The 25248-nt window shown below is 73.6% G+C and carries 18 protein-coding genes, 1 tRNA gene and 3 pseudogenes; 13 read left to right on the forward strand and 9 right to left on the reverse strand.

Going from position 1 to position 25248, the window contains the following annotated elements:
- The first annotated feature begins 37 nt into the window (after positions 1 to 37).
- Positions 38 to 1468, forward strand: a complete 1431-nt coding sequence (locus tag WJM95_RS11550; RefSeq protein ID WP_339129506.1) for a GH1 family beta-glucosidase — start codon at positions 38 to 40, stop codon at positions 1466 to 1468.
- Positions 1469 to 1694: 226 nt separating this feature from the next.
- Here the strand turns inward: WJM95_RS11550 and WJM95_RS11555 are convergent, their stop codons facing one another.
- The 3 genes from WJM95_RS11555 to WJM95_RS11565 all read right to left on the reverse strand — a co-directional run bounded on the left by WJM95_RS11555 (position 1695) and on the right by WJM95_RS11565 (position 5764).
- The gene (locus tag WJM95_RS11555) at positions 1695 to 3182 is read right to left on the reverse strand and encodes a cellulose binding domain-containing protein (protein ID WP_339129507.1); all 1488 of its coding nucleotides are present in this window, start codon (positions 3180 to 3182) and stop codon (positions 1695 to 1697) included.
- Positions 3183 to 3686: 504 nt separating this feature from the next.
- Complete coding sequence (locus WJM95_RS11560; protein ID WP_339129508.1) at positions 3687 to 5063, reverse strand: HAMP domain-containing sensor histidine kinase; 1377 nt, start codon at positions 5061 to 5063, stop codon at positions 3687 to 3689.
- On the reverse strand, positions 5060 to 5764 hold the full coding sequence (locus WJM95_RS11565; protein ID WP_339129509.1) for a response regulator transcription factor: 705 nt from the start codon (positions 5762 to 5764) through the stop codon (positions 5060 to 5062). The genes WJM95_RS11560 and WJM95_RS11565 overlap by 4 nt, the downstream gene beginning before the upstream one ends.
- 157 nt (positions 5765 to 5921) lie before the next feature.
- On the opposite strand from WJM95_RS11565, the gene WJM95_RS11570 reads away from it, so the two are divergent.
- On the forward strand, positions 5922 to 6464 hold the full coding sequence (locus tag WJM95_RS11570; RefSeq protein ID WP_339129510.1) for a hypothetical protein: 543 nt from the start codon (positions 5922 to 5924) through the stop codon (positions 6462 to 6464).
- 29 nt (positions 6465 to 6493) lie between these two features.
- Here WJM95_RS11570 and WJM95_RS11575 read toward each other — a convergent pair whose 3' ends face one another.
- Both WJM95_RS11575 and WJM95_RS11580 read right to left on the reverse strand, forming a co-directional pair.
- Positions 6494 to 7399, reverse strand: coding sequence for a fused MFS/spermidine synthase (locus WJM95_RS11575; RefSeq protein ID WP_339129511.1), 906 nt, complete (start codon positions 7397 to 7399; stop codon positions 6494 to 6496).
- A gap of 65 nt (positions 7400 to 7464) precedes the next feature.
- Entirely contained in the window at positions 7465 to 7902 is a 438-nt protein-coding gene (locus tag WJM95_RS11580; RefSeq protein WP_339129512.1) for a hypothetical protein, read from the reverse strand.
- A 298-nt stretch (positions 7903 to 8200) separates the two neighbouring features.
- On the opposite strand from WJM95_RS11580, the gene WJM95_RS11585 reads away from it, so the two are divergent.
- Positions 8201 to 9769, forward strand: coding sequence for a hypothetical protein (locus WJM95_RS11585; protein WP_339129513.1), 1569 nt, complete (start codon positions 8201 to 8203; stop codon positions 9767 to 9769).
- A gap of 19 nt (positions 9770 to 9788) precedes the next feature.
- Here the strand turns inward: WJM95_RS11585 and WJM95_RS11590 are convergent, their stop codons facing one another.
- Positions 9789 to 10385 carry a histidine phosphatase family protein gene (locus tag WJM95_RS11590; RefSeq protein WP_339129514.1) on the reverse strand — a complete coding sequence of 199 codons (597 nt, stop codon included), beginning with the start codon at positions 10383 to 10385 and terminating at the stop codon, positions 9789 to 9791.
- A gap of 244 nt (positions 10386 to 10629) precedes the next feature.
- Here WJM95_RS11590 and WJM95_RS11595 point away from each other — a divergent pair, with 244 nt between their 5' ends.
- The 8 genes and pseudogenes from WJM95_RS11595 to WJM95_RS11630 all read left to right on the forward strand — a co-directional run bounded on the left by WJM95_RS11595 (position 10630) and on the right by WJM95_RS11630 (position 17793).
- Positions 10630 to 11631, forward strand: a complete 1002-nt coding sequence (locus WJM95_RS11595; RefSeq protein WP_339135489.1) for a phosphatase PAP2 family protein — start codon at positions 10630 to 10632, stop codon at positions 11629 to 11631.
- A pseudogene (locus WJM95_RS11600) lies at positions 11582 to 12685 on the forward strand (hypothetical protein); the annotation flags it as partial. The gene WJM95_RS11595 and the pseudogene WJM95_RS11600, both read left to right, overlap by 50 nt.
- Positions 12686 to 13104: 419 nt before the next feature.
- On the forward strand, positions 13105 to 14700 hold the full coding sequence (locus WJM95_RS11605) for a hypothetical protein (protein WP_339129515.1): 1596 nt from the start codon (positions 13105 to 13107) through the stop codon (positions 14698 to 14700).
- Positions 14697 to 16031, forward strand: a complete 1335-nt coding sequence (locus tag WJM95_RS11610; protein ID WP_339129516.1) for an AAA family ATPase — start codon at positions 14697 to 14699, stop codon at positions 16029 to 16031. The genes WJM95_RS11605 and WJM95_RS11610 overlap by 4 nt, the downstream gene beginning before the upstream one ends.
- A 103-nt stretch (positions 16032 to 16134) precedes the next feature.
- Positions 16135 to 16512 carry a hypothetical protein gene (locus tag WJM95_RS11615; RefSeq protein ID WP_339129517.1) on the forward strand — a complete coding sequence of 126 codons (378 nt, stop codon included), beginning with the start codon at positions 16135 to 16137 and terminating at the stop codon, positions 16510 to 16512.
- Between the two features lie 200 nt (positions 16513 to 16712).
- Positions 16713 to 17027: pseudogene (locus WJM95_RS11620) on the forward strand (hypothetical protein); the annotation flags it as partial.
- Positions 17028 to 17462: 435 nt separating this feature from the next.
- Positions 17463 to 17729: pseudogene (locus WJM95_RS11625) on the forward strand (hypothetical protein); the annotation flags it as partial.
- Positions 17720 to 17793, forward strand: a tRNA-Lys gene (locus WJM95_RS11630). The pseudogene WJM95_RS11625 and the gene WJM95_RS11630, both read left to right, overlap by 10 nt.
- 109 nt (positions 17794 to 17902) lie before the next feature.
- Here the strand turns inward: WJM95_RS11630 and WJM95_RS11635 are convergent.
- Entirely contained in the window at positions 17903 to 19516 is a 1614-nt protein-coding gene (locus WJM95_RS11635) for a M6 family metalloprotease domain-containing protein (protein WP_339135491.1), read from the reverse strand.
- 354 nt (positions 19517 to 19870) lie between these two features.
- Between WJM95_RS11635 and WJM95_RS11640 the strand changes: the two genes are divergently transcribed.
- Positions 19871 to 21799 (forward strand): EAL domain-containing protein, encoded by a 1929-nt coding sequence (locus tag WJM95_RS11640; protein ID WP_339129518.1) that lies wholly within the window; start codon positions 19871 to 19873, stop codon positions 21797 to 21799.
- Here the strand turns inward: WJM95_RS11640 and WJM95_RS11645 are convergent.
- Together WJM95_RS11645 and WJM95_RS11650 are read right to left on the reverse strand one after the other, a co-directional pair.
- Positions 21790 to 22905, reverse strand: coding sequence for an LLM class flavin-dependent oxidoreductase (locus WJM95_RS11645; protein WP_339129519.1), 1116 nt, complete (start codon positions 22903 to 22905; stop codon positions 21790 to 21792). The two genes, WJM95_RS11640 and WJM95_RS11645, sit on opposite strands and share 10 nt — an antisense overlap.
- 200 nt (positions 22906 to 23105) lie before the next feature.
- Positions 23106 to 23837, reverse strand: coding sequence for a decarboxylase (locus WJM95_RS11650; RefSeq protein ID WP_339129520.1), 732 nt, complete (start codon positions 23835 to 23837; stop codon positions 23106 to 23108).
- A 405-nt stretch (positions 23838 to 24242) separates the two neighbouring features.
- Here WJM95_RS11650 and WJM95_RS11655 point away from each other — a divergent pair, with 405 nt between their 5' ends.
- Positions 24243 to 25226 (forward strand): D-2-hydroxyacid dehydrogenase, encoded by a 984-nt coding sequence (locus WJM95_RS11655; RefSeq protein WP_339129521.1) that lies wholly within the window; start codon positions 24243 to 24245, stop codon positions 25224 to 25226.
- Positions 25227 to 25248 lie beyond the last annotated feature (22 nt).

Below are 25248 nucleotides of genomic sequence, written 5' to 3' on the forward strand. Positions count from 1 at the left end.
ACCCGTCGGTCTTCACGACCCCCTTGGGAGCGCTTCCATGCCTGAGTCCGCAACGCCCGTGAGTTTCCCTCCGGCCTTCCTCTGGGGTGCGGCTACCTCCGCCTACCAGATCGAGGGCGCGGTGCAGGAGGACGGCCGAACGCCGTCCATCTGGGACACCTTCAGCCACACACCTGGCAAGACGGCCGGCGGCGAGCACGGTGACATCGCTGTCGACCACTATCACCGCTACCGCGACGACGTGGCCCTGATGGCGGACCTCGGCCTCGGCGCGTACCGCTTCTCCGTCTCCTGGTCGCGGGTGCAGCCCACCGGCCGGGGCCCCGCCGTCCAGCGCGGCCTGGACTTCTACCGGCGTCTGGTCGACGAGCTGCTGTCGAAGGGCATCAAGCCGGCCGTCACCCTCTACCACTGGGACCTGCCGCAGGAGCTCGAGGACGCGGGCGGCTGGCCCGAGCGCGAGACCGCGCTGCGTTTCGCCGAGTACGCGCAGATCGTGGGCGAGGCGCTGGGTGACCGCGTCGAGCAGTGGATCACGCTGAACGAGCCCTGGTGCAGCGCCTTCCTGGGCTACGGCTCCGGGGTGCACGCCCCCGGCCGCACCGACCCGGCGGCGGCGCTGCGCGCGGCGCACCATCTGAACCTGGCGCACGGCCTCGGCACCTCGGCGCTCCGTTCCGTGATGCCGTCCCGCAACTCGGTCGCGGTGAGCCTCAACTCCTGCCCGGTGCGGCCCGTCTCGCAGGACCCGGCGGACCTGGACGCGGCCCAGCGCATCGACGACCTGGCCAACGGCGTCTTCCACGGCCCGATGCTGCACGGCGCCTACCCCCAGACCCTGTTCGCCGCGACCCGGTCGATCACCGACTGGTCGTACGTCCAGGACGGCGATCTCGCGCTGATCCACCAGCCGCTGGACGCCCTCGGCCTCAACTACTACACGCCGACGCTGGTTTCGGCCGCCGCGGCGCCCACGGACGGTCCGCGCGCGGACGGCCACGGTTCCAGCGCGCACTCCCCCTGGCCGGGCGCGGACGACGTGATGTTCCACCAGACCCCGGGCGACCGCACGGAGATGGGCTGGACGATCGACCCGACGGGGCTGCACGAGCTGATCATGCGGTACACCCGTGAGGCGCCGGGCCTGCCGCTGTACATCACGGAGAACGGCGCGGCCTACGACGACAAGCCGGACCCGGAGGGCCGTGTCCACGACCCCGAGCGCATCGCCTACCTGCACGGGCATCTGTCCGCCGTGCACCGCGCGATCGCCGACGGGGCGGACGTCCGCGGCTACTACCTGTGGTCCCTGCTGGACAACTTCGAGTGGGCCTACGGCTACGAGAAGCGCTTCGGCGCGGTCTACGTCGACTACGCGACGCAGGTCCGCACCCCGAAGTCGAGCGCCCACTGGTACGGCAAGGCGGCCCGCAGCGGGACGCTGGCGCCGGTGACGCCCGCCGAGTAGGCGGGCCCCCAGGGACACGGGGGCCACGGGGGACACGGAGCGCGGCACCCGAGGGGGGTGCCGCGCTCCGGCCTGCCGGCGGCGTGCAGCAGAAAGGGCCTGGGCCCCGTCCGGTGATCTCCGGACGGGGCCCAGGCCCTTCGCGTGTCGTCGCGCGGCCCCGGCCGGGTGGGGGGTGGAAGGTGGAGAAGTCCGGCCGGGGCGCGCAACCCCCGTTTCGCGATGGCTACTTGAAGGCGGCGAACGCCTTGGAGAAGGCACTGTCGCCCTGGACGATGGAGCTGCACGTGGCGTCCGCGGTGTTCTTGGCACCGCCGGCGCACTGCTTGTCGCGGGCGGCGGACCACATCGAGAGCCCGCCGATGCCCTTGGACTGCGCGAAGGAGACCAGCTGCGAGGCGTCGTCGACCTTGAAGATCTCCGAGGACACGTCGTTGACGCCGATCATCGGGGTGATGGCGACCGTCTTCCACGCGGTGCTCTCGGACAGGCCGAGGACGCTCTTGATCTGGGCCTGCGTGGCCGTGGCGGCCTGCTGGGCGAGGTCGCCCATGTCACCGTTGAACGCCGGGCCGTAGTCCATCGCCATGATGTTCACGGTGCTGATCTTCACGCCGTTGGCCTTGGCGTCGGAGACCAGGTTCACGCCGTCCTGGGTGAGGCCCTGGGGCAGGACCGGCAGGGTGAAGGACACGTCCAGGCCCGGGTGCTGCTGCTGGAGCTTGGCGATGGCCTGCGCCCGCTTGGTGTTCGCGGCCGTGTTGGGCAGCGCGCCGCCCTCGACGTCGAAGTCGACCTTCGTGAGCTTGTAGGCGTCCACGGCCTTGCCGTACGCCGCCGCCAGCGTGTCGGCCGAGGAGCAGGTGGTGGCCAGCTCCGAGCCGGAGGCCCCGCCGAAGGAGACCCGGACGTCGCCGCCCTTGGCGCGCAGCGCGCCGATCTGCGCCGCCACCGCGTCGCTGGAGAGGTCGCTGACGCCGCCCCACTTCGGGGTGCAGCCGCCGCCGTCGGTGACGAACGCGAGGTTGTAGTTCTTCACGCCGGTGGAGTCGGCCGCCTTCAGCAGGTCGAAGGCCGGGAAGAGGGAGGTGTCGACGTAGGGCGCGAAGCCGGCGGTGGCCGTGGTGCCGCTGCCCGAGGTCTGCGTGGGGGTCGGGGTGGGCGTGGCGGTCGCGGTGGCCGTCGGCTTCGGGGTCGCGGTCTGCGTCGCGCTCGCGGTCGGGGTGGGGGCGGCCGTCGGGGTCGCGGTCTGCGTCGGGCGGCCGCTCGGCTCGGGCGTCGCTCCGCCGTCCACCGAACAGCTGGTGCCGTCGATGACACAACCGGTTGGGTTCGCGGTGCCGTTCACGACGAAGCCGACGGTGAGGGACTCTCCGGCCGCCAGGCCGTCCTTGTCCCAGGACGGGGGCGTGACGGTGACGTGCTGTCCGCTCACCGCGGAGGTCGCGTCCCACAGCGAGCCGAGCTTGGAGCCCGCGGGCAGGTCGAACTCCAGCTTCCAGTCGGGCTTGCGCTGGTTCGTGTCGTTGGAGACGACGTACTGCGCGGTGTACCCCGTGGACCACTCGCTGGTCCTGGTGTAGGCGGCGCCGACGCTCGACGCGTTCGCGATTCCGGTGAACAGGAGGGCACCTCCGCCGGCCACGGCCGCCGCGACGACGCCGCCTATCGCCTTGTTCCTGCCACTGACCTTGCGCCGGTGCGTGCTGCTCATCGCGTGTGCCTGCCTTCGCGGATTCACGGGGGTTCGCTGGGGTCGCCCCAGGGGGTGCGGGCACCACGCTAGCGATGCGGAATCGGTCAAACCGCTTGATCCGGACGCCGGTTGGCGATCTTAGGGTCCGCTTAAGGAAGCCAAAGGGACCCGTTAAAGGTCGAGACCAATGTGGGCGGTTTGGCGGCCTGCGGAGCCCGTGCCGCGAGTCCGCCCGGAGCAGGGCGCGGTGCCGCGCGGCGCACGCCACCGGCCTTCCCGGCGTGTGCCACCGGCCCTCCGGGCACGCCACCGGGCCTCCAGGCGCGCGCCATCTGCCTTCCGGACGCCTGCCACCAGCCGTCCCGGCGCCTGCCATCGGCCTTCCGGACGCCTGCCACCAGCCGTCCCGGCGCCTGCCACCGGTCTTCCGGACGTCCGCCACCGGCCTTCCCGGTGCACGCCACCGGACCTCCCGGCGTGTGCCGTGGGCCCGCGCGGGCGCGCCGAGGCGCCCACAGCGTGTCAGTTCACGGACGCGCCGCGTCTGCGGCGGCGCACGCTGCCGCGGTGGCCGGCGCGGACCGGGGCCCTGCCGTCCAGCTGGATCCAGATGCGCACCTCGGTACCGCCCAGCACGGAGGAACCGATCCGTACGTCCCCGCCCGTCGACTCCGCGAGACGCCGCACGATGTCGAGGCCGAGTCCCGTGGAGCCGTCGTTGCCCGAGCCCTGTCCGCGGGCCATCGCGGCCTCCGGGTCCGCGATCCCGGCGCCCGCGTCCGACACCAGCACGATCACGGCGTCCTCGGCGTTGTGCACGTCGACCGCGAAGGCCGTGCCCTCGGGGGTGTGGCGGAAGACGTTGCCGAGGAGGGCGTCCAGCGCGGCGGCGAGGTCGGCGCGGGCCACCGGTATGCGGCACGGCCGGTCCACGCCGGCCACCCGCACCTTGCGGCCCTCGTCCTCGGCGAGCGCCGACCAGAAGTCCATGCGCTCCCGCACGACCTCGGACGCGTCGCACCCGGCCCCGGCGCCGATCGCCGCGGTCTGCGGCTTGGCCTCACGGGCGGTCCTGATGATCGTGTCGACCTCGCGCTCCAGCTGCTCGACGGCGGTGCGGGTCTGCTCGGCGGCCGGCCCGTCCCCGAGCGAGGCGGTGTTGAGCCGGAGCACGGTCAGCGGTGTCCGCAGCCGGTGCGAGAGGTCGGCGGCGAGCTCCCTCTCGTTGGCGAGCAGCTGGACGACCTGATCGGCCATGGAGTTGAACGCGACGGCGGCCAGGCGCAGTTCGGTCGGCCCCTCCTCGGGCACCCGGGAGCCCAGCTTCCCCTCGCCCAGTTCGTGCGCGCTCTCGGCGAGGCGCTGGGCCGGCTGCACCATCCGCACGCCCAGCCGGTCGGCGACCGCGACGGAGCCGATGACGAGGGCGACCCCGACCGCGGCGAGGACCGCCCAGGCCGTGCCGACGCCGTTGCTGACCTCGGCCTCGGGGACGTACACCTCGATGACCGCGATCTCGCCGGAGCTCAGCGCGATGGGCTGGAGCAGCGCGGAGCCGCCGGGGACCTCGGCGGTGGAGGCCCGGCCCAGCCTGCGGGTCATGGCGATGTCCTTGCCGAGGGCGCGCTGCCCGCCGATCTCGACCGCCGGTTTGCCGTCCCCCGCGGGGATGTGAACGGCTATGCCCGCGTCCGAGCCGGCCGAGGCGACGACCCGCTCCAGCTCGTCCCTGTCGGTGGTGATGGACAGCGCGGGCGCGATGGCGGCGGCCTGCCGTTCGGCGTTCGAGAACGCCCGGTCGCGCGCCATCTCCTTGATGACCAGGCCGAGCGGGACGGCGAAGGCGACGACGACCATCGTCGTCACCGCGACGCACACCTTGACCAGTGCCCACCTCACAGCGGCCGCTCCGCTCTCGGCGGTTCCAGCTTCACGCCGACGCCCCGAAGGGTGTGCAGATAGCGCGGCCGGGCCGCCGTCTCCCCCAACTTCCTTCGCAGCCAGGAGAGATGGACGTCTATGGTCTGGTCGTCGCCGTAGGCCTGCTGCCAGACCTCGGCGAGGAGTTCCCTGCGCGGTACGACGACTCCCGGGCGGCCGGCCAGGAAGGCGAGCAGGTCGAACTCGCGCCGGGTGAGGTCGAGTCGTACGCCGTCCAGTTCCGCCTGGCGGCGCAGCGGGTCGATGGCGAGGCCGCCGACCCGGATGACCGTGGACACGGGGGCCTCGCCCGCGGTGGTGCGTGCGCGGCGCAGGACCGCGGCCATGCGCGCGGACAGGTGCTCGACCGAGAACGGCTTGGTCAGATAGTCGTCCGCACCGGCGTTCAGCAGCCGGACGATCTCCGTCTCGTCGTCCCGCGCGGTGGCGATGATCACCGGGACGTCGGTGATCCCGCGCAGCATCTTCAGCGCCTCGGACCCGTCGAGATCGGGCAGTCCGAGGTCGAGGATCACGACGTCGAAGGGGAAGTGGGCGACCTCGCGCAGCGCCTCCAGGGCGGTGCCGACACTGCGCACGATGTGCGCGGCCTCGGTCAGATGCCGGATGAGCGCCGAGCGTACGAACTGGTCGTCCTCGACAACGAGCACACTTGCCATGGGCGGCACCGTACGCCATCCGGGCGCGGCCGTCCGGCGCCTGTGGACAACCCTCATCAGGCACTTGTGGACAATCCCGGCCCGGCCCGGCGGGGACATCCCAGATCTTGCCAGGGCCGTGAGACACCCGTGGTGCTCGTGGTGCAGTATGGCCGCGATGCGCAGAGGACTCGTACACGTACTCGCGTGGTCGCTCGCCACGGGCGCGGCGGTCACGCTCTCGTGGTGGGGCGTCCACACCGTCATGACGGGGACGGCCTACGACCCGCCGCGTGCCCTGCCGATCACGGTGGCGGGCGCGACCGCGAAGGAGACGAGACCCCTGGCCTCCTCGACGCGGCGGGCCGAGCCGTCGAAGGGCGCTCCGGACAGGCCGTCCGCGAGCCCGAGGCCGAGCTCGGCACCCTCGAAGTCCGCGCCGGCGAGCGGCAGTCCGTCACCGGCCCCGACGGCGCCGTCGGCGTCCGCGAGTTCCTCCGGGCAGGTCAAGAGCTACGACTCCGACGGCGGCCGGGTGGTCTTCGACATCGCCGCCACGTACGGGACGCTGGTGTCGGCGACGCCCAACACCGGCTGGTCGATGCAGGTGTGGAAGACCGAGACGTGGATCCGGGTGGAGTTCAGCTCGGGCGCCGACCGCGTGTCGGTGTTCTGCGACTGGCACGACGGGCCTCCGCACGTGGACATCGGCACGTACTGAACCGGTCCGCGCGCCTCGCCTGCACCGGGTCAGCGGAACACGGACGGCGGCGGCGCGGGTGAGGCGACCGCGACGGCGTCCGTGACCGGTACCGCGCCGCCGGTGAAGTCCAGGAGTCCCCTGCCGTGTTCGACCCGGGCGGGATGCGGGTCCGAGGCGGCGCGGCGGGTCAGTTCGGCCACGGGCAGCGGCAGTCCCGAGGCGACGAGGACGGCGTTGCCGAAGCGCTTGCCGCGCAGCACCGTCGGGTCGGCGACCAGGGCGAGTTCGGGGAAGACGGAGGCCACGGTGGCGATCTGGCCCCGGAGATGGGCGAGCGGGGGGCCGTCGGCGAGGTTCGCGGCGTAGACCCCGGAGTCCTTCAGCGCCCGGCGGACCTCCGTGACGAACTCGGCGGACGTCAGATGGGCCGGTGTGCGCGCGCCGCTGAAGACGTCCGCGATGACCAGGTCGGCCCAGCCGTCCGGCACCTTCGCGAGACCTTCCCTGGCGTCCACGGAGCGCACCCTGATCCGGGCGTTCGGGTCCAGCGGCAGTTCGCGGCGCACCAGTTGGACGAGGGCGGCGTCGCGTTCGACGACCTGCTGGGTGGACCGGGGGCGGGTGGCGGCCGTGTAGCGGGCCAGGCCGAAGGCGCCGCCGCCGAGGTGGACGACCTGTACGGGCCTGCCGGCCGGGGCGAGGAGGTCGATGACGTGTCCGAGGCGGCGCTGGTACTCGAAGCTCAGGTACGAGGGGTCGTCGAGGTCGACGTGGGACTGCGGGGCGCCGTCGATGAGCAGGGTCCAGGCGCGCGCCCGGTCCCGGTCGGGCAGCAGTTCGGCGAGCCCTCCGTCGACGGCCTGCACGACCGCCTCGGCCGCGCCCTGTCCGCGCCGTCCGCCCCGCCCGGTGTCGCGGCCCTCGTCCGCCCGCTGATTCCTCGCCCGTCCCATCCGCCCATTATCGGGGCGCGGGGACGGGTCGGCTCAGCGACCGGTGGCCGGGGCGCCCGGCCCGCTCACCGGCAGCCGTCCGCCGCCTCGATCAGCCGCGCGGCCTCGCCCAGCGCGGCCCGCAGGACGGCCGGATCGGTCGCCAGGTCCGCGTCGCCGGGCGGGAGCAGCCAGTCCGATCCCTCGACGGGGGGCTCGGGGGCCGGCCGCAGACCGCGGCCGTTGGTCTGCGTACAGGTGCTGCCGGGCACGTCCCAGGCGTCCGCGGTGCCGGGCGGCACCAGGAAGCCGAGGGTGTCGCCGCCGCCGTCGTGCAGGACGGGCCCCACGAGGTCGGCCGCGCCCCGGCGCAGGATGTCGACCGCTTCCAGCCCCTGGCGGGCCGGGACCGTCACCAGGTCGCACTCGCCGGCCGGCCGCAGCGGTACGCCGCACTCCGGGGACGGCCTGTGCTGCGCGGTCGACGGCGGCGTACGGAACTGGGTGCTCTGCGTGATCTGCATCCCGGTCTCCAACGGAACCCCTCCTCATGACGAGTGGGTCGGGAGTTCGGGCGGCTCCCGGTCCGCACGGTTCAACGCGCCAGGACGTCAACGGCTACGGCGAAACTCCGCCACAAAGGATGGCAGTTCATGGCAGATCAGGGATGAGATATCCGGTTTGTAGCCAAACCCAGCGTGGCGACGTTGTCACACCAGGTACGTTCTTGCCCGCCGGAAGCAGGGCACCTACCGGGCACAACCCGGTCAACTCGGTCCCGTTTCCGGCGTGGTTCGACGGTTCGCAAGAGAGGGCCCGGCCATGACGTCGTCATCGGTGACCTCGTCCCCGTCCCCCCGGCCCGCACGGCCGAATCTCGCCTTCCGGCGGTTGCGCGGTCAGCGCTCCCCGGGCGAGTTCGCCGCGCTGGTGCGGAGGGCCGCGCGCGAGATCGGCGAGAGGGTCAGCTGCGACGCGCGCTACATCGGGCGCGTCGAGGCGGGCGAGATCCGCTGTCCCAACTACGCGTACGAGCGGGTGTTCCTGCACATGTTTCCCGGCCGCACGCTGACGGACCTCGGGTTCACGCCCCGCTCATGGGTACGCGGACGCGGGGCGCGCGACACGGCGGATCCGCCCCTCGCGCACTCCACGAACCCTCCACACGCCCCCTATGAGACGGACGGGGCGCACGGGACGTATGAGGCACCGGGTCCGCTCCACCTCCCGGCCCCGTACGGCACGCGCACCGCGCACCACACGGACAGCCCGCACGATCCGCACAGCACGCACGATCCGTACGACCCGCACCACTCCTGGGATCCGTACGACCCGTACGACAAACGCGATCAGAACCACGAGGAGAGCGACGTGCAGCGTCGCGCATTCATGACCGGAGGCACCGCCACCGTGGCGGCGGCCTCGCTCGGACCCTTCGCGGGCGCCTTCGGCGGCAGCGCCGCGGCCTGCGAACGACGCGTCCACCGGGCGGGTACGTCGGAGGCGGGCGCCCTCGAAGAGGCCGTCCGCAGGATCAGGCTGCTCGACGACAGACACGGCGCCGACGGGCTCTACCGACGCGCCGCGGCCCCCCTGCGCACCGCGTACGAACTGCTCGACGCGGGCACCACCCGGCAGACGACCGCCGACCGGCTGTACTCCGGGGCGGGCGAACTGGCCATCTCGGTGGGCTGGCTGGCCCACGACTCCGGGCGTTTCGACGACGCGCGCTCGCACTACGCGGAGGCCCTCGCGACCGCCCGGATGGCGGGCGACGCCGGTCTGGAGGCGCACGCCTTCTGCAACACGGCGTTCCTGGCCCGTGACGCGGGGCGCCCGCGCGAGGCCGTCCGCGCGGCCCAGGCGGCCCAGCGCGCCGCACGTCCCCTCGGGTCCTCCCGGCTGCTCTCCCTGCTCGCGCTGCGCGAGGCGGGCGGCTGGGCCGGGCTCGCCGACCGCCGGGGCTGCGAGCAGGCGATGGCCCGCGCGCAGGCCCTCTACGGACGCGGCCCCGCGGAGACCGACCCCGAGTGGATGACCTTCTACGGAGAGGCCGAACTGGAGGGGCTTGAGGCGCAGTGCTGGTCGACGCTGGGCGACTGGACCCGGGCGGCCCGCCACGCACGCCGTGCCGCCCATCTCCAGGACCCGCACTTCACGCGCAACATCGCCCTCTACACCGCCGAGCTCGCCGACGACCTGGCCCGCGGCGGCCGCCCGGACGAGGCCGCCGTCGCCGGCCTGCGCGTCCTCGACCTGCTGAACGAGGTCCAGTCCTCCCGTATCCAGACCATGCTGGCGGGAACGGCCCGCGTCCTGCTCCCGCACCGCAGGGCCTCGGGCGTCTCGGCGTTCCTCGACCGCCACGCGAGCCTGCCCCGCACGGCGTGAGGGACGGCGGGGGCGCCGGTCAGGCGCTCAGGTGCCCGCAGTCGTTCCACACCTCGATCGCCGGCTCCCCGTAGGCCCAGCCCAGCACCGACAGCGAGGTCGGGTTGAGACGGATGCGGGCCGCGAAGTCCAGCGGAAGCCCGAGCCAGCGGGCGCCTATGGAACGCAGGATGTGCCCGTGGGCGAAGATCAGCAGATCGCGGTCCTCGGAGCGGGCCCGGGTGACGACCTCGTCCGCGCGCGCGGTGACCTGTTCCAGGGTCTCCCCCTCGGGAACCCCGTCGCGCCAGATGAACCAGCCGGGACGGATGTCCTGGATCTCGGCCGGGGTCATGCCCTCGTAGGCGCCGTAGTCCCACTCCATGAGCGCGTCCCAGGTGGCCGCCCGCTCCGCGAAACCGGCGAGCTCGCACGTGTCGCTCGCGCGCGAGAGCGGGCTGGTGGCCACCTCGGCGCCGGCCAGCGCGTCGAACGGCGGCCGGTGCAGTCGCTCGCCCAGCAGCTTGGCGCCGCGCCGTCCCTCCTCAAGGAGCGGGATGTCGGTCCTGCCGGTGTGCTTTCCGGACAGCGACCATTCGGTCTGTCCGTGCCGGGCCAGCAGGATGCGCGGTGCCATGACGAGGAGCCTTTCCGGGACGGCGGCACGAATGAGAGGGTCGGCTCACTCGTGGACGACTGAGGAGTGGGTCACTCCATCATCGCTCACCCGCGCTCCGGGCAACCCGGGGGGCGATCTCCGCGTCCTTGAGATCCGGGGCGCTCCTTCGGGGCGTTCGCCCGCACCGTAAAATCCCGGGGTGGCCACGGACCGCCTGGTCACCACGAGCAGAGGGCACGAGCAGATGGGGGAGGGCGATCGGATGCCGCAGACCGATGCACCGCGTACCGAAGCGGCACCGCGCGCCCGGTCGGGCCGGTGGACCGCGCTCCGCGGGTCCACCGCGTCGCCGGTCCGTCTGCGCTGGTGGACCGAGGTACCGCTGATCGTCCTCGTGTACGCGGCGTACACCGCGGGCCGGCTCCTCGCCCGGGGCGACACGGACGGCGCGACGGATCACGGCCTGGAGATACTCCGGATCGAGAAGGTCCTCCACCTCAACGCCGAGCACCCGCTGAACCGGCTGTTCACGCGGGAGGCCTGGCTGGGGATACCCGCCGACTTCTGGTACGCCTCGCTGCACTACGTGGTCACGCCCGCGATCCTGATATGGCTGTTCCGCTCCCGGACCGTGCGCTACCGCGCGGCCCGCACCTGGCTGATGACCTCCACGCTCATCGGCCTGATCGGCTTCACCCTGCTGCCCACCTGCCCGCCCCGGCTGCTGGCGCCCGAGCACGGTTTCGTGGACACGATGGCGCAGTACAGCAACTACGGCTGGTGGGGCGCCGAGGCGAGCGCCCCGCGCGGCATGGGCGGCATGACGAACCAGTACGCGGCGATGCCGAGCCTGCACGTGGGCTGGGCGCTGTGGTGCGGAGTGATGCTGTGGCGGCACGGCCGCACCCCGGCGGCCAAGGTCGCCGGCGTGGTCTATCCGCTGTTCACGACCATCGTCGTGATGGGCACCGCCAACCACTACTTCCTGGACGCCGTCGCGGGCGTCGCGGTGATGGGGGCCGGCCTGCTGCTGACCCCGCTCGTGATGCGGGCGGCGAACCGTCTGCGGACCCTGCTGAAGATCCGTGCCCCGTGGGTCACGGGTGCCTCGGGGGGCGAGGGTTCCGCGATTGTCAGTGCGGGGTGCCAGACTTCCACGGGTGAACGAATTCCCCGACAGCGCGAGTCCCGACCCGGGCCGGGAGCCGAGCCGGGTGCCGCTCCCACGGACGCGGGGGACAGCGCTGCGTCAGCAGCTCGCTGAGCTGCGCGGTCCGGACACCGCGCCCAAGGCGCTGGACGCCCGCGCCCTCGCGGCGCTGGCCGCCAACCCCGGGTGCGACCGGCGGGCCCTCCTGGACGGCGTGGGCGTCGACAAGGCGAGACTGGCCGACGCGATCGGCTCGCCGTCCGCGTTCGGGATGTCGCAGTTCGCCTTCATGCGGGGCAACGCGTTCGAGGCGCGGGTCAAGGCCGACGGCGGCGCCGAGCTGCTGCGGCTGGTGCACGAGAAACTGGACCCGGGCGCCGTACCGCCGGGCACCGGTGCCGTGCCCGACCTGTCCGCGATCGGACCCGAGGGACGCACGGCCCGTACGGAACTGGCGTTGCGGGAGGCCACCGGGGCGGGCTCCTGGACCCTGCTCGACCATCCGATGCTCGCCCTGGACGTGGCGGGCTCCCCCGCCTTCCTCGAACCCGACGCCGTGGTCGTGCACCCCGACGGCGGCTGGACGGTCGTCGAGATCAAGTCGTTCCCGATGCTGGACGGTTCGGCCGACCCGGCCAAGGTGGGCGCCGCCGCCCGCCAGTCCGCCGTGTACGTCCTGGCCCTGGAGGAGGTCGCGGCCCGCCTCGATCCCGCACCCCGGGTCCACCACCGTGTCCTGCTGGTCTGCCCGAAGGACTTCTCCAACCTCCCCGCCGCCTCGGCCGTCGACGTGCGCAAGCAGCGCGCGGTCACCCGCCGCCAGCTCGCCCGGCTCACCCGCGTCGAGGACATCGCCGCCGCGCTCCCCGAGGGCCTCTGCTTCTCCCCCGGCCTGCCCGCCGAGGACCTGATCACGGCCGTCGAGGCGGTCCCCGCGACCTACGCCCCCGAGTGCCTGGCCGCCTGCGAACTGGCCTTCCACTGCCGGGCCCGCTCGCGCGCCGAGGGTGCGGTGACCTCGCTCGGCCGCTCGCTGCGCGCGGAGCTGGGCGGTCTGACGACCGTCCCGGACGTCCTGGCCGCGGCGCACGGAAGGGCGGGCGACCCCGAGGACCCCGCCGTCGCCGCCCTCAGACGCGCGGCGGTGCTGCGGGCGGAGGCCCTGGGCGGCCCGGCCGCCCGAGCCCGCGCCCGGACGGCGGAGGCCCCGGTACCGGCCGCGGTGGCGGCACCGACCGGCGTACGGGAAGCCCTCACGGCAAACCGCGAGGGCTCCGCCGGCGGCTCCCCCGCCGCACCCCCCACCGTGCCCCCCACCGTGCCCGCACCCGCGTCCCCCGCCCCGGAAGCCGGCACACCGCGAGCCGGGGCACCTCGGACCGGCGCACCCACGACCGGCGCATCCACGACCGCCGGGGTCGGGACACCCGGATCCCCGGACCCTGCGACCGGCCCACCGCACCCCGGTGCACCCCGAACCGGGGCGCCCCGAGCCGGGACACCCGCGGTCGGGACGCCCGGATCCTCCGGCGCGGGCGCGCCCGACGCGCCCGCGCCGGGTGTCGCGGACGGCCGGGAGGCGGACGTATGTCTCTGATCACCGCTCTCGCCCGGCTGGAGGCCGTCGACAGCGGCCGGGCCCAGCCCGCCGCGACCGTGCTCCACCGCCATCTCTCCGCACGGCCCCTGGTGTTCGTGCCGCTGACCACGGCGGGCGAGGCGGGAGCTCCGCTCGGCGCGCTCGTCGGCACGGACCGGGACGCGCCCCGGCTGCTGGTCGTGCCGCAGCCCCGCGACCGCGATCTGCGTTTCGCGTTCCTCGCCGACCTGGCGGACGTCGTCCTGCCGTACCTCGACGCGTACGCGGACGTGGTCGAGGCCGCCGAGCGCAGCGAGACGGACCCGGAGACGGGCAAGCGCGTCAAGGTCGAGGTCGAGCTGTGCGCGGACGCGCCGCAGCTGATCGTGCCGGGGCGGGCCGGCATCGAGTTCGTCCGGCTCCTCGGGCGTTCCACCCGTTTTCGGCGCACCGCCGAGCAGGATCCCGAGACACCGCATCCGGCGCCGCCGCGGGTCCCGCTGTTCGGGCGCTGGCTGACCCACTTCGGGGAGCGCGCCCGGGTGCCGGGCTCCGCCCTGCTCCTCGCCCTCACCGATGTGCTGTCCCGGCACTGGGCCACCGGGCAGAGCAGCCTGGAGGACCAGCACCTGGGCGCGCTGCTGGCCTGGCTCGATCCGCCGGAGGGCGCAGCGGGCGCCGAGGCCGCGGTGCGGGCCGAGCTCCAGCGGGACGCGCGCGGCCAGCTCGTGTGCCCGCCCGCGGGACCTGCCACGGACCCGGCCTTCGACAACCAGCTGCTGGCCCCGGCGATCGAACGCTACGACCGCGCGCGTACGGCGCTCGCGGCCGCCGAGGACGGCGTCGAGGCGGACGACCGGCTCGGTGAACTCACCGCGGCGGAGCGGGAGATCCGCGCCCTGGTGGCGAGCGTGACCCGGCCCACCTGGGACGCGGTCTGGCGCGGGCTCGACCTGCTGCGGGCGCTGCCGGAGGGGGCGCACGCCGCCGACCGGTGGACCCGCGACCGCTGGTCGTTCACCGGGCACCGCGACCGGGTCGTGGCGGGCGAGCCGCCGCAGCCGCGCCGCGACGACGCGGTCACCGCGGCGAACAAGCTGGCCACGCGCGAGCGCGAACAGGCGCGCCTGGACGCGCAGGAGGCTCTCGACGACCCGCTGGTCATGGCCGGCCGCCGGCTCGCGGGGGAGGCGTTCGCGGGCGAGGTCACCGAGGTCGTGATGGCGTACAGCGAGGGCAAGCGGCCGAGCCCCCGCCCCCTGGTCACCGTCCGCACGGACGACCGCCCGCACCTCGGCGAGCGGGCGAAGGTGTACCGCTCGCTCGGCGGGAAGCCCCAGGCCGCGGAGTTCGTGGGGTACGACGACGAGGGTGCCGCCGTGGTGCTGCGGATCACCGACAAGATGGGGCGGGGCAAGGAGCCCGAGGCCGGCTCCGTGCCGGAGAAGGGGGACCTCGTCTGCTTCACCCTCTTCGAGCACGAGCAGCGCGGCGGCGCCAAGCTGCCCGACCCGGAGGAGACGCCGTGGACGCACGGAAGGCCGCCGGGTGAGCCCGACGCCCAGCCGCTGCCGGACCCGGTGACCGAGGAGGACGTCCTGTGACCGCCGTCTTCGACCCGGGCGCCGAGGCGGCCCACGCCACCGACGCGATCCTGCGCGACACCCTGCACGGCACCGACCGCGGTGTCGTGGTCGACTCCCCTCCGGGCGCGGGAAAGTCGACGCTCGTCGTCCGCGCCGCCCTCGAACTGGCCGCAGCGGGGCGCCCGTTGATGGTCATCGCGCAGACGAACGCCCAGGTCGACGATCTGGTGCTGCGGCTCGCGGAGAAGGAACCGGGCCTGCCTGTCGGGCGGTTGCACAGCAGCGACTCTGATCCGTACGACAAGGCGCTCGACGGCCTGGACCAGGTCCGCAAGTCCACGAAGGCGGCCGATCTGGCGGGCCTGGACGTCGTCGTCTCGACGGCGGCGAAGTGGGCCCACGTCAAGGGCGTCGAGCCGTGGCGCCACGCCATCGTCGACGAGGCGTACCAAATGCGCTCGGACGCGCTCCTCGCCGTCGCCGGGCTCTTCGAACGGGCGCTGTTCGTGGGCGACCCCGGGCAGTTGGACCCGTTCGCGATCGTCGGCGCGGAGCAGTGGGCGGGGCTCTCGTACGATCCGTCCGCGTCCGCGGTGAGCACGCTGCTCGCGCACAACCCGCAGCTGCCGCAGCACCGGCTGCCGGTGTCCTGGCGGCTGCCCGCGTCGGCCGCACCCCTGGTCTCAGGTGCCTTCTACCCGTACACACCGTTCCGCAGCGGCACCGGGCACGGCGACCGGCGGCTGAACTTCGGTGTCCCTTCGGACGGTTCGGGCACGGACCGGGTCATCGACGAGGCGGCCGAGTCCGGTTGGGGCCTGCTGGAGCTGCCGGCCCGGCACACTCCGCGGACGGACCCGGAGGCGGTCCGGGCGGTGGCCGGGGTCGTACGGCGGCTGCTGGACCGGGGCGGCGCGGCCACGTCGGAGCGGGCCGAGGAACCGGTGCCGCTGACCGCCGAGCGGATCGCGGTGGGCACGGCGCACCGCGACCAGGCCGCGGCCGTACGGGCGGCGCTGGCCGCTCTCGGCGTCACGGACGTCACCGTGGACACGGCGAACCGGCTCCAGGGACGGGAGTTCGACGTCACGGTGGTCCTGCATCCGCTGTCGGGGCGGCCCGACGCCACGGCGTTCCATCTGGAGACCGGACGTCTGTGCGTGCTCGCCTCCCGGCACCGGCACGCGTGCATCGTGATCTGCCGGGAAGGAATCACGGAGTTGCTGGACGACCACCCGTCGACCGAGCCCGTACAGCTGGGGGTGACCGTGAAGTTTCCGGATGGCTGGGAGGCCAATCATTCGGTGCTGTCGCATCTGGCCGAGCACCGGGTCGCCTGGCGGCCCTGAGCGGCGCTCCGCTCGCCCCTTCGGGCCCACTTGCGCGGGCGCGAGACAATGGACGGTGGCCCTTTTCCGAGAGGGGCCCCGAACCGTACGAGGAGGAGAAGACATGGCGGAGCCCACGCCGCGTCGGAACGAACCGCGGCTACGCCCCGCGCCCCTGCTCTTCGAGCCCGCGGAGGCCGCCGGGGATCCGGAGCATTTCTTCGACCTGGAGTCGATCGACGATCCGCGCGCGCTGCTCGACCGGTCCACCGAGCTGGCCCAGGCGTTTCGCGCCGCCGCCGACCGGGCCGTCGAGTTCCAGGCCATCGCGGCCGCGCAGCTCGCCGATCCGCGCCGTTTCGACCGGCTGACCACCGCCTCGATCGCCGAGCGCGCCGAATGGACCGAGGACTACGCGAAGAAGATGGTCGAGTTCGGCCAGGACCTGCTGCGGGGCGCGGAGGGCAGCGGACACGGTCACGGGGTGACCGACACGCTCTGAGGCGCACCGCCCGGGCCGGACGGCCGGCCTCGCCCCGTCCACGCCCTGGCATATGCCAGCCGGGCAAGATACTCCACCTCACCCCCGCCTGTCCCGGTTTCCGGCAACCCTCCGGGGCCGGGTGCTCACCGCCGGTAGATGTATCCGGCATGAGCAGCACACGGAACCCGTCGAGCAGCGGCCCGCACAGCCCCGGAGCGATGCCGCCCGAGCGGCTGGACGTCTCGGGCGTCACGGCCGAGGGCGCCGCCTGGCTCGCCTCGGCGGGAGCGTATCCGCGCAGCACGCTCGCCCTGTGGCGGGAACGGCCCGACGCCCCGGTCGTCCTGCTCTGCGGCAGCGCCTTCGACGTCGTCAGCGCCTCGGCGCTGTTCGGACGGCGGATGCTCGACCGGCTCTGGGACGAGGGCCCGGGCTCGGGCCCGGTGGCGGCCTACCGCGGCCGGATCCTGCTGTTCGCCGCCCCCGGCACCGCCCAGCGACTCCCCTCGCTCATGGAGTGGGAGGAATGGGGCACGGCCGCGCCGGAGCCCGAGGGCACCGGGGAGCGCGGTGGACACGCCGGGGCCGACGGGACGGCCGGAGGCGCGGGCGCCGGGTACGGCGGGCCAGTCGGAGCCGGGGGTGCCGGGTGCGGCACGGCGGCCGGATCCGGTGGCGCGGAATGCGGCCGGACGGCCGAGGGCACGAGGGCCGGAGTGACAGCCGGGGCTGAGGTTGCCGGGAACGGCTGGGCGGCCGGAGGCCAGGTCGCCGGGTACGGCGGGACGGCCGGAAGCGCGGATGCCGGGTTCGGCGGGACACCGGGGGGCGCGGGCGCCGGGTACGGCGGGCCAGTCGGAGCCGGGGGTGCCGGGTACGGCGGGACAGCCGGAGGCCAGGTCGTCGGCGGCGGGACGGGTGGTGGCGTCGATTCCGGGTACCACCGGCGGGTGGGGCGGTGCCGGGAGGTGCCGCCGCTCCTCTGCCACGGCACGGGGGACGCGGTCACCGTGCCACCACTGAGCCCCGGCGTGGGCGGACCGGAGGCCGTCCGGGCCGAATCCCGCTGGCTGGTCGCCCCCGACACCCGGCTGCCCTGGCTCCCCGGCCCCGAGATCCTGCTCTGGGCAGCCGTGCGGGCGGCCCGCGCCGCGGCCTCGGCGGCGGTACGGATATCGATTTTTCCTCGCGCCGATCAGGATGCTAAGGTCTACGACGTCAGCAGGCGCCGCTAGCTCAGTTGGTTAGAGCAGCTGACTCTTAATCAGCGGGTCCGGGGTTCGAGTCCCTGGCGGCGCACGCCAACGAGAGCGGGATGTTTCGCGGAGACGCGATCGTCCCGCTCTCGTCGTTTTCGACCACCCCTCACCTCCGCCTCCCGCCTCCGCCCCGCGAGTACGGCGGCCGCTCAGCCCGTCGTGATCCTCACCGTCCAGGATCCCGAGGCCGTCCTGTCCTCCACTCGGACGCTGACGTTCGCGCCCGGCACCTTGAAGGTCTCGCCGAGCCGCATGGGGGCGTCCGCGAGAGGCGGGTACACCGAGTCCTCCCAGCAGGACTCGGTACGGGGGTGGGCGTCGAGGACCTGGATGGGACCGTTGCCCGACTCGGTCCCGCTGCGGACCCGGTAGACGAGGACGCCCTGCTCGCACGTCGAGCTGTCGTTGCCCCCCGATCCGCGGGCCTCCAGGGCGATCGCGCTGTCCGGACCCGTGGGGACCACCGCCAGCTTGGTGCCCCGGCCGGCCCCGAAGGGCTGCGAACCGGGCGGAGCGGCCACACCCACCGCGCTCGGGGAGGTGCGCGGCGCGCCCGCCGCACGCGAGGTGGCCCGCAGCGCGCCGGACGGCACCCGCGGCCCCTGCCACCCCGCCTCCCTCTCACTCGCGCCACCGGCCGCACCAGGCCCACTCACCCCGCCCGCCCCGTTGGCGTTGTCGGCCCCGTTCGACGAAGCCGCCGCGCCCGACACTCCGGACACACCCGATCCGTTCGACGAAGCCGCCGCGCCCGACACCCCGGACACACCCGATCCGTTCGCCGCACCCACCGCTCCCCCCGGGCTCGCGCCGGCCGAACCCACCGCCTGCCTGGCGGGGCCGGACTCCAGCGGTTCGAGCGTCAGCCGGGTGACGCCGGTGCCCACGACACACGCCACCTGGTGCGGTTCCAGCCAACCCAGCCGCCACTTGTGCCAGCCGAAGAAGTCCGGGGCGAGGCCGAACTGGCTTCCCATGAGGTCCCAGTCACCCACATAGGTGTCCCAGTCGCCCTTGCCGTCCGTGGGGCGGTGGTAGAGGTCGGGCAGGTCGAAGACATGGCCGGTCTCGTGCGCGAGGACGAGACGGTCCGGCGGGTGCTTCTCGAAGACCGTGACCACCCGCCTGATGTCCTTGCCGTCGGCGCGCAGCGGTGTGTCCAGGTTGACGACCTTCGTGGCGTCCGAGTCGACGCCCGGCGCGTCCGGGTCCGCGACGAAGTACACGACGTCGTAGCGCGAGAAGTCGATCTTCGGGTCGGCCACGGAGAGGGCGTCGCGCAGATAGGCGGACCGGTCACCGGCGTCCCAGTCGCGCTGTATGGCGTACGACGTGGAGGCGTGCGGCATTTGGATCCAGGCCCGCTGGGGATGCGGCCGGACCGTGAACCGGCCGTAGGAGGCCTGCTCGAAGAAGCGGCTGGTGGCGGGGAAGTAGTCACCCGTCAGCTCGGCCGGCGTGGTGCGCGGGGCGGAGTCGGGGAAGGACAGGAAGACCATGACGGCGTCCAGGGGGCGCGCGGGGCGCTCGTAGGCGGCGTTCCAGGTGTCCACGCCCTCCGAGTGGTGCGCGCCGGTCCGTGTCAGGGCGCACGGAGAGACCAGGGGTTCGGCCAGCGCGTGGCCCGGTCCGAGGGAGGTCGCGGCGAGCGCCGCCATCGAGGTGAACATGGCCGCGCCGCTGCGCCAGCGGGGCGCCCCGTCACGGACGCGACCGCGCAGGGCCCCGCGAGCGAGAACCCTCAGGGGCAGCGGACGCGGCACGTCGACCTCCGGATGCGGTTTCGGGACCACCGCACCCAGCCTGATTGAATTTGTACTATTTCGCCCTGTTTGTCTGCCCCGGAAGAGTGAGAGGCCGGGCGGGCCGACACCCCCGGACGTGCACGGAACGTCACCTGCGCTCGATGAGAGAGGGAACCGTCCGGATAACAGGCAGAAACGATCTGTCAGAACAGCTGGTTGTTCCTGGACACTGGACAGTGGCTGCACCGTTTCGGGGGCAGCCTCTATGATCGGCACACTTTCCTGCACGGACACGGCTTGTGCGGCCGCCCATCACCGGCCGACCGCCCCGAGAGACCCATACGAAGAACGAGTGCACTGCGGGAGCGAGCGGTGAGCGGAACGTCCGAAGGGCCGGCGCCCGCGGGAGACCTCGTCCGGCCGGCCGTCACAGAACGTCACGTCGACACGTCTTCTCGTCCGTCCGCCGGGACCTCTCCCGGCCCATTCGCCCCCTCCGTACCGTCCGTGGCGCCGGGGCCGCCTTCCGGGACGCCCGCACCTCCGGCGGCCCCCGACGGAACGTCACTCCGCACCTTCCACGCGGCCTTCGCCACCGCGCCTCTCGCGATGGCCGTGGTCGACCGCGACGGCCTGGTCGTCACCGCCAACGAGGCCCTGGGCACGCTGCTCGGCGCCCGCGCGGGAACCTTCGTCGGCCGGCCCGCGGCCGATCTGGTGGACCTCGCCTCCGACACCCGCACCTGGCACGCGTACCGCGAGATGCTCGGCGGGAGCCAGGCCCGGCTGCGCTGCACGCGCCGGCTCAAGCACCCCGACGGCCATGTCATCTGGGCGCAGGTCACGATCGCGCCGCTGCCCCCGCAGGAGCAGGCGGTCCTGATCTCGGTCACCGACATCGGCGTACGGCGTGAACTCCAGGCGCGGTTGCGCCACTTGCAGCTGCACGACCCGGTCACCCGGCTGCCCAACCGGGTGCTGTTCTTCGAGCGCCTGACGGCGGCCCTTGAGGCCGAGGCGTACGAGGAGTGCGGCACCGGCCGGATCGGGCTCTGCTATCTGGACCTGGACGGCTTCAAGGCGGTCAACGACACGCTCGGCCACCGCGTCGGCGACCGGCTGCTCGCGGCCGTCGCGGAACGCCTGACCCGCTGCGCCGAGGAGGCGGGCGTCACGCGGGCGGCCGCTCCGCTGGTGGCACGGCTGGGCGGGGACGAGTTCGCGCTGCTCGTCGAGGACTCCACGGGCACCGACCAGCTCGCGGACCTCGCCGAGTCCGTACTGAAGGCGCTCCAGGCGCCGTTCGACCTGTCGGGGCAGCGGCTGTCCCTGTCGGCGTCGATCGGGGTCGTCGAGCGGCGCGCCTCCGGCACCACGGCGACCGGTCTGATGCAGGCCGCGGACACCACGCTGTACTGGGCGAAGGCGGACGGCAAGGGCCGCTGGACGCTCTTCGACCCCGAGCGCAACGCGCATCGCATGACCCGCCAGGCTCTGTCGTCCACGCTCCGCGCGGCCGTCGATCGGGGTGAATTCGCCCTGGAGTACCAGCCGTTGGTGGGCATGGAGGACGGCGGTCTGCACGGGGTCGAGGCTCTCGTGCGCTGGAACCACCCGAGGTTCGGGACCCTCACACCGAACCGGTTCATCGGACTGGCCGAGGAGGACGGCTCGATCGTCCAGCTCGGCCGCTGGGTGCTGGCCACCGCCTGCCGCCAGGCGCGCCGCTGGCAGCTGGACCGCCCCGAGGCCCCGCCGATCTTCGTCAGCGTCAACGTCGCCGTACGCCAGGTCTGGGACTCCGACCTGGTGGCGGACGTGGCGAAGATCCTCGCGGAGACCCAACTGGCTCCGCATCTGCTCCAGTTGGAGCTGACGGAGTCGGCGGTGATGGGCTCGGCCGGCCGTCCGCTCCAGGCGCTCCAGGCCCTCAGCGACATGGGGGTCCGCATCGCCATCGACGACTTCGGCACCGGCTACTCGAACCTCGCCTATCTGAGCAGGCTCCCGGTGTCCGTGCTGAAGCTGGACGGCGCCTTCGTCCGCGGCTTCCAGTACGAGAACGCCGACGGGTCCTCGGGCCATCCGAACCCGGCCGACGAGGTCATCGTCGAGGCGCTCATCCAGCTGGCCCACCGGCTCGGCCTCACGGTCACGGCCGAGTGCGTGGAGACCGCCTCGCAGGCGGCGCGGCTGCGCGGCATCGGCTGCGACCACGGCCAGGGCTGGCTGTACTCGAGGCCGGTGACACCGGAACGCATCTCCGCGCTCCTGATGTCACCGGTCTGCCCTCAGACCTGAGTGGTCCGGTCCCCGGTCAACCCGTAGGCGTCCGCGATCAGTTCGTAGGAGCGCAGCCGCACGTCACCGCTGTGCGCGTTGCCGGTGATCATCAACTCGTCGGCCCCGGTGCGCTTCTGGAGCTCGTCGAGGCCGGCGCGCACCTCGTCGGCGGTGCCGTGGATGACATTGGCGTTCCAGGACCCGACGAACTCCCGTTCCATCGGGCTGAATGCGTAGGCCTCCGCCTCCTCGGGGGTCGGCACGAGACCGGGGCGCCCGGTGCGCAGGCGGACCATGCTCAGGGCGGCGGCCAGCACCTGCCTGCGGGCCTCCTTCTCCTCGTCCGCGGCGATGGCGGCGACCCCGATGAGGGCGTACGGGGCGTCGAGGACAGCGCTCGGGCGGAAGGACTCGCGGTAGAGGTCGAGCGCCGGGATCGTGTTCTGCGCCGAGAAGTGGTGCGCGAAGGCGAAGGGGAGCCCGAGCACCCCGGCGAGGCGGGCGCTGAACCCGGAGGAGCCGAGCAGCCAGACCGGCGGCCGGTGCGGGGACTGGACGCCGCCGGGCGAGGTCGCCTGGACCGGTCCGGGAACCGCGTGGATCCGGGCGTAGGGGTGGCCGTCGGGGAAGTCGTCGTCCAGGAAGCGGACGAGTTCCGCGAGCTGTTCGGGGAAGTCGTCGGCGCCCTCGCCGAGCCGCTGGGTGCGGCGCAGCGCGGCGGCCGTCGCCCCGTCGGTGCCCGGGGCCCGGCCGAGGCCGAGGTCGATGCGGCCCGGGGCCATCGCCTCCAGCGTGCCGAACTGCTCCGCGATGACCAGCGGGGCGTGGTTGGGCAGCATCACTCCGCCGGAGCCGAGCCGGATGCGGTCCGTGTGGGCGGCCAGGTGGGCGAGGATCACCGCGGGCGAGGAGCTGGCCACGCCGGGCATCGAGTGGTGCTCGGCCACCCAGTAGCGGTGGAAGCCGCGGGATTCCGCGAGGCGGGCGATGTCGACGCTGGTGCGGAGGGCGTCGGTCGCGGTGCGGCCCGCGCCCACGGTGACGAGGTCCAGTACCGACAGGGGTACGGGGGCGGTGCCCTGTGCCGTGCCTCGGATCTCGTCCCTCTCGGCCGTCTCGTCCACCGGGGTGCCTCCTGTTGCGTACGCGTTGTCTCCTTCCCCCTGCGAACAGGAGGGTGTCTCCGGTTATTCCCGCTCGCGGGCCGGGGGCGGGTCGTTTCGCCCCCTCCGCCCCTGCCCGTCCCTTTCCTCGGGGCTCCGCCCCGGACCCCTCTCCTCAAACGCCGGAAGGGCCGGAGCTTCCCGCCCGAGGGGCTGGATGTTCACGCCTGGATGACGGGTTCCCTGGTGAAGAGGGAGCCGAGGCGGGGGGCGTTGACCCGGCGGTCCGTCAGACGCAGGGCCTCCCAGACCGTGACCTGGCTCGCGGTGAGGACCGGTTTGGCCAGGTCCTTCTCCAGGTCCGTGAGGTGGGCGGCGGTGTGCAGGGCCGTGTCGGGCAGGAGGACCGCGTCGGCGTCCGGGTGGTCCGCCGCGCGGGCCAGCGCGAGGACGCCGTCGTAGTCCCAGCCGGCCGGCTCGGCGGCGGTGACGGCCGCGGAGCCGCGCACCGCGACCGCCTCCGTGCCGGTCTCCTTCAGGAACTCCGCGAAGAGCGCGACCACGTCGTCGGGGCAGGCCGACCCGATGGCTACCCTCCTCGCACCGATCTCCCGCGCCGCGTGCGCGAAGGCGAAGGACGTGGAGGAGGCGGGCACGCCCGCCGCCATGGCGAGGGCGCGCACCTGCTCGTGCGCGCCCTGCGCTCCGTGCACGAAGCTGCCGCCCGCGGACGCCCAGAGCACGGCCTCCGCTCCGGACAGACGCAGCTCCTCGACGCCCGCAGCGAGCCGGGGTGCCGAGCCCAGGTCGAGGAGCGCGTCCACGCGGTGGGCGTCCTCCGCCGTGTCCGTGTGGACGACGGTGAGGCGGACGTCGCTGCCGAGCAGCTGCTCGATGCGCGGGTAGTCGTCCTCGGCCGCGTGGCCCGGGTAGAGGATTCCGAGTGAGGTCATGCCCAACCTTCCGTAGCTTCGAGAAGTACGGGTCCCCTGCGGGCGGCCGGATCAATCAGCCGCCGACGAGGGCCCACCGCTCGGGTACCCAGTCGGCGCAACGGCGCTCACCTCCTCACCTGGTCGGCCGAGACCGCCGCCACCCCCGGTCCCGCCTCCGGCCACGGGCCGCACGAGGGAGGACCCCCAGGGCGGGCACGGGCCCGACGCGGGGAAACGGGCGGGCAACGGACCGTATGCGAGCCCGTGTTGACGACGGTAGGTTCGGGTGCGGGCGTGGTCGATCCGCGCGTCCCGGACACGTCGGGCCGCCCCCGGCCCCCGGTCGGCACCCCCCTCTCCCCCCGGTCACCTCGCCCCAGGATCTCCAGAGAAGCGGACTCGCATGGCGAAACGGTTTCCCCGATGAACGCCCGTACGGCCCCCGGATCGTCCCGTCCGCCGTCCCCCGCCACCCTGCTCGTCCTCGACGCCGACCCGCTCCCCCGGCTGGGCCGGCTCACCGGCCGGGTGCGGATCGAGCACGCCGACGAGTCCACGCTCGCGGAGCGCCTGCCGCACGCCGACGTCCTGCTCGTGTGGGACTTCGCCTCGCAGGCCGTACGCCGTGCGTGGCCGGGCGAGGGGCCGCGGCCGCGCTGGGTGCACACGGCCAGCGCGGGCGTGGACCATCTGATGTGCCCGGAGCTGGCCGCCTCCGACACGGTGGTGACCAACGCGCGCGGTGTCTTCGACCGGCCGATCGCCGAGTACGTGGCCGCTCTGGTCCTCGCGATGGCGAAGGACCTTCCGCGGACCTGGGACCTCCAGCGGCAGCACACCTGGCGGCACCGGGAGTCGCAGCGGGTGGCCGGGACCCGGGCCTGCGTGGTCGGGTCCGGGCCGATCGGGCGCGCGATCGTCCGCACGCTCAAGGCCCTGGGTGTCACCACGGCCCTGGTGGGACGCGTCCCGCGCACGGGGATCCACGGTCCCGGTGAGCTGGACCGGCTGATGGCGCGCGCCGACTGGGTGGTGTCCGCGGCTCCGCTCACCGCGGAGACGCGCGGGATGTTCGACGCCCGGCGCTTCGGGATGATGCAGCCCTCGGCCCGCTTCATCAATGTCGGACGCGGGCAGCTCGTCGACGAGGACGCGCTCGCCGAGGCACTGTCGAAACGGTGGATCGCGGGTGCGGCCCTCGATGTCTTCCGGCACGAACCGCTCGGCCGTGACAGCCCGTTGTGGGACGTCCCCGGTCTGATCGTGTCGCCGCACATGAGCGGGGACACGGTCGGCTGGCGGGACGAACTGGGCGCGCAGTTCGTGGAGTTGTACGAGCGTTGGGCCGCCGGCGGACCACTGGCGAACGTGGTCGACAAGAAGCGCGGGTACGTGCCGGGACACTGAACCGCCCGCGATGCCCGAAGCG

This window comes from Streptomyces sp. f51 (genome assembly GCF_037940415.1).
Classification (GTDB): Bacteria; Actinomycetota; Actinomycetes; order Streptomycetales; family Streptomycetaceae; genus Streptomyces.